Origin of the sequence: Streptomyces sp. NPDC020875 (genome assembly GCF_040641415.1) — a bacterium.
Classification (GTDB): domain Bacteria; phylum Actinomycetota; class Actinomycetes; order Streptomycetales; family Streptomycetaceae; genus Streptomyces.
In genome coordinates, this window is the sequence record NZ_JBFADP010000120.1 from 1 (window position 1) to 5,126 (window position 5,126).

Annotated in this window: 2 protein-coding genes; both read left to right on the forward strand. The window is 74.5% G+C overall.

Features of this window, described 5'->3' with window-relative positions; all coding sequences use genetic code 11:
• Positions 1-3,237 (forward strand): KR domain-containing protein (locus AB0G74_RS34080; protein ID WP_361154540.1); only part of this gene is annotated, 3,237 nt, incomplete at its 5' end.
• 67 nt (positions 3,238-3,304) lie between these two features.
• On the forward strand, positions 3,305-5,126 hold a 1,822-nt coding region (locus AB0G74_RS34085), incomplete at its 3' end, for a beta-ketoacyl synthase N-terminal-like domain-containing protein (protein ID WP_361154543.1).

Here is a 5,126-nt window from a genome sequence, read left to right on the forward strand (position 1 = left end):
GGCGAGGGCCGTAAGACCACCGCCCTCAAGGTCAGCCATGCCTTCCACTCGCCGCATATGGACGGCGTACTCGAAGAGTTCCGTACGGTGCTCCGGACACTGACGTTCCGTCCGCCGACGCTGCCCGTCGTCTCCAATGTCACCGGGGAACCGGCCACGGCCGAGCAACTCTGCTCCCCGGACTACTGGGTTCGGCACATCCGCGAAGCCGTCCGCTTCCACGACGGCGTCCGCACCCTCGCGGCCCGTGGAGTCGGCGACTTCGTCGAACTCGGCCCCGACGGCGTTCTCAGCGCCCTCGTGCCCCGCTGCCTCGACCACGAACCCGGCGCCGTCGTACCCCTGCTGCGCCGCGACCGCTCCGAGCCCCGTACCGTCGCCGCCGCCCGCGGCGCACTGCACGCCCGGGGCACGGCACTCGACTGGTCCGCCGTCCATCCGGGCGCCCGCCGGATCGAACTGCCCACCTACGCCTTCCGCCGCGACCGCTACTGGATCGAGCCGCCCGCCCGGCACGGCGACACCGCCGCCCTGGGACTGACCGCGGCCGACCACCCGCTGCTGGCGGCCGTGATCGCCCCGGCCGACGGCGACGACACCCTGCTCACCGGCCGGATCGCGATCCGTACCCACCCCTGGCTCGCCGACCACACCATCGGGGACACGGCCGTCCTGGCCCCCGCCGCCCTGCTGGAACTCGCGATCCGCGCCGGGGACGAGACCGGTGCCACCGTCGTCCGCGAACTGACCGCGACGACCCCCTTCCCGCTGCCCGAGAGCGGCGGCGTTCAACTCCGGGTAACCGTCGGCCCGGCCGACGGCTCCGGAGACCGGACCGTCGCCGTCCACGCCCGGCCGGAAGCCGGTGAGACGCCCTGGACGCACTGCGCCAGGGGAGTTCTCGGCGGCGGTACGGAGGCCGCCCCCGTCCTCCGTACCGCCTCCGGGGACAGCGCCACCGCCGGTACCGGCACCACCACCATCGCCCTCACCGACGAACGGACCGCCGAGGCCGTACGGTACGGACTCCACCCCGCCCTGCTGGCCGCCGCGCTGCCCGCCCGCCGTACGGCCGGACGGCCCGGGACCGTCGCCGTACCCGCCCACTGGCGCGGGGTACGCCTGCACGCCGGCGGCGCGGCCTCGGTCCGGGTCGCGACCGCCGAGGTGCCCCCGGCCCCCGGAACCGACGAACCCGCGGTGGCGCTCACCCTCGCCGACGAACACGGCGAACCCGTACTCACCGCCGATGCGGTCACCTTCCGCGAACTCTCCGAGGACGCGCTCGGCCCCGGAACGAGCCGGAACGGCATCGCGCCCGGTACCGAACTCCACACCCTCGAATGGATCCCGGTCGGGACCGTCCCCGGGGACGAGACGCCCCACTGGGGCACCCTCGACCTCGATCTGGCCGGTATCACCCGGTACACGGGACTGGCCGACGCGGCCGACGCCGTCGAGGCGGGTACCCGGATCGACTGGCTGCTCGTCCCCTGGCGGCCCGGCACCGCGACCGAGGTGACCGCCGCCGCCCGCGAGGCGGCCGGAAAGGCGCTCGGCCTGGCCCGTGAACTCGCCGTCGAGGAACGGCTCCACGGCACCCGGCTGCTCGTCCTCCTGCCCGACCCGGCCACGGCGGAGGAGACCGCCACCGGCGAGGCCGGGACCGGGGAGACGGCGACCGGCGAGACGACGGCGACCGCCCTGGCCTACGCCGCCGTACGCGGACTCCTGCGCTCCGCCCAGGCCGAGACCGGCGGCCGGATCGTCCTCTGCGCCGCCGACCCGGCCGCCGTACCACCGGCCGAACTCGCCGCCGCCCTGAGGACCGGGGAATCCGAACTCGCCCACCGCGACGGCCGCTTCACCGCACCCCGGCTGCGCCCCGCGACCCGTACGACCGAAGCGGGAGCAACCGGTCACCGGCCCGCCTTCGACAAGGGCACCGTCCTCGTCACCGGCGGCCCCGGCGGACTCACCGGACCCCTCGTCCGCGAACTCGTCACCGCCCACGGCGCGACCCGGCTCCTGCTCACCGCCCCCACCGAGTCCGGTACGGCGGACCTCACACCGCTCGCCGCCGAACTCACCGCCCTCGGCGCCGAGGCCACCGTCGCGCACTGCGACCCCGCCGACCCGGCGGCCCTGGCCGGAACACTGGCGGCCGTACCGGCCGAACACCCCCTGCGGGCGGTCGTCCACCTCCCCTCCTTCCGCGACGACGCCCCGGTGACGGCCCTCACCGCCGAACGGCTCGACGCCATGCTGACCGCCACCGCCGACGGCGCCTGGCACCTGCACCGGCTCACCCGGGACCTCGACCTGTCGGCCTTCGTCATCGGCCACTCCACCGCCGGACTCCTCGGCGCGCCGGGACGGGCCCACGGCGCCGCCGCCGCGGCCTTCCTCGACCGGCTCGCCCGGCACCGCGCCGCCCTGGGGCTGCCCGCCACGGCGCTCCTCCGCCCGCCCGGACAGCCCGACGACGACGCCCCGGCACCGGCCGGACGCGGCGCCCACGACTGGTTCCGCCCCCGGACCGGAGCCGACACCGCCGCCGCCTTCGACACCGCCGCCGGCCTCGGCCGGACCGTCCTGGTCCATGCCTCCGTCGACCGGTCGGCACTGCCCGAACAGGTGCCGTCCGCCCTCCGGGACCTGCGGCGCGCACCCGCCCGGCGGAGCGTCCGGACCGCCGAACCCGCAGACTCGCTCCAGGACCGGCTGGCCGGCCTCGACCCCGCCGCACGGCAGGCCCACGTCCTCGGGATCGTCCGCGCCGAGGTCGCGGCCGTCCTCGGCCACGCCGACCCGTACGCCGTCGGCGTCCGCAGCGAGTTCCAGGAACTGGGCTTCGACTCCCTCACCGCGATGGAGCTGCGCAACCGGCTCGGCACGGCGGTGGGGCTCGGACTCCCCGCCACCCTGGTCTTCGACCATCCGACCCCGGAGGCCCTCACCGCCCATCTGCTGACCCTGGTCGCACCCGGCGGCGCGCCCACCGCGGGCCGGCTGCTGGCCGAACTGGACCGGCTCGACGCCGAACTGGAGGAGCTCGCCGACGACCAGCGGCACCGCGACGTCCTCCACCGGCGGCTGCGGGCGATGGCCGCCCGGTTCGCCGCACCCACCACGACCGAGGACGACCGGGAGGCGGCCGCCGACCGGATCGCCTCGGCGTCGGTGGACGAGATGTTCGACCTGATCGACACGGAGCTGGGCCGCACCCGGCGCTGACCGGATGCCGGGGACCCGACCGTCCCCGGCACCGCATTCACGTACGTACGCATGGGGGGATGGCGCGATGTCCGAAGCGGAGACCACGGCGACCACGGGCGGGACCACGGCCGGAGCGGCGGCGACCAGGGAAGAGAAGCTGGTCGAGTATCTGAAATGGGTCACCGCCGATCTGCAGGAGACCCGGCGGCGGCTGGCCGAGGCGGAAGCCGCCGACGAGGAGCCGGTGGTGATCGTCGGGATGGCCTGCCGCTACCCCGGCGGAGTGGCGTCCCCGGCCGATCTGTGGCGGCTGGTGGACGACGGCGTCGACGCCATCACCGATCCCCCCACCGACCGTGAGTGGGATCTGGAGCGGCTGAACGAGAAGTGCTACTCGACCCGCTCCGGCTTCCTGACCGACGCCCCTCTCTTCGACGCCGGCTTCTTCGGGATCTCCCCGCGCGAGGCGCTGGCGATGGACCCCCAGCAGCGGGTGCTGATGGAGACCTCCTGGGAGCTGTTCGAACACGCCGGGATCGACGTCACCACCTTGAAGGGCAGCAGTACCGGGGTCTTCGTCGGCATCGTGGAGGAGAGCTACCACGGGCTCAACGTGCCCGAGGAGCTCGAGGGCTTTCTGATGACCAGCAAGCTGAGCAGTGTCGCCTCCGGCCGGATGGCGTACACCTACGGCTTCGAGGGCCCGGCCGTCTCCCTGGACACCGCCTGCTCGTCGTCGCTGGTGGCGCTGCATCTGGCGATCCGGTCGATCAGGTCGGGGGAGTCGACCCTGGCCGTCGCGGGCGGGGTGACCATCCACGCCGACCCCGGCGGACACATCGACTTCGCCAAACAGCGCGGCCTGGCCGCCGACGGCCGGTGCAAGTCCTTCGCCGCCGCCGCCGACGGCACCTCCTGGGCCGAGGGCGCCGGTCTCGTCCTGGTCGAACGGCTCTCCGACGCCCGCCGCCTCGGCCACCGGATCCACGCCGTGATCCGGGGCTCCGCCGTCAACCAGGACGGGGCGTCCAACGGGCTCGCCGCCCCCAGCGGCCCCGCGCAGGAGCGGGTGATCCGGCAGGCGCTGGCCGACGCCGGACTCGGCGCCGCCGATGTCGACCTGGTGGAGGCGCACGGTACGGGCACCACCCTCGGCGACCCGATCGAGGCCCGCGCGCTGCTGGCCACCTACGGGCAGGGCAGGCGGCCGGAGAACCCGCTGATGCTGGGCTCGCTGAAGTCCAATATCGGCCACAGCGTCGCCGCCGCCGGGGTCGGCGGGGTGATCAAGGTGATCGAGGCGATGCGCCATCGGCGGATGCCCCGCACCCTGCATGTGGACGCGCCGACACCCGAGGTGGACTGGGACTCCGGCGCCGTGGAACTGCTCACCGACGCCAGGGAGTGGCCGCGCGGGGAGAAGCCGCGCCGGGCCGGGGTCTCCTCGTTCGGGGTGAGCGGGACGAACTGCCATGTCCTGCTGGAGGAGCCGGAGGCGGAGCCGCAGGAGGAGCCCGATGCCGATACCGGCGCCGGTGGTGTGGTGGGCGGCGGTGTGGTGCCGCTGGTGGTGTCGGGCGGTTCACCCGGTGGTCTGAAGGGTGTGGCGGCCGGTCTGCTGCCGCTGGTCGAGAACGGGGCGGAGCCGCGCGATATCGCGGGCGAGTTGGTGAGTTCGCGGGCGGTACTCGGCTGGCGCGGGGTCGCCGTGGGGTCGGACCGGGACGAATTGACGGCGAATCTGGGCGTACTGGCGAGTGGCGGTTCGGGGCCGGGCGCTTTCATCGGATCGGGTCCGGTTTCCGAGCCGGACCGGGTGGTGTTTGTGTTTCCGGGGCAGGGTCATCAGTGGGCGGGGATGGCTGTGGGGTTGTTGGATTCTTCGGTGGTGTTCGCGGAGCGGTTGG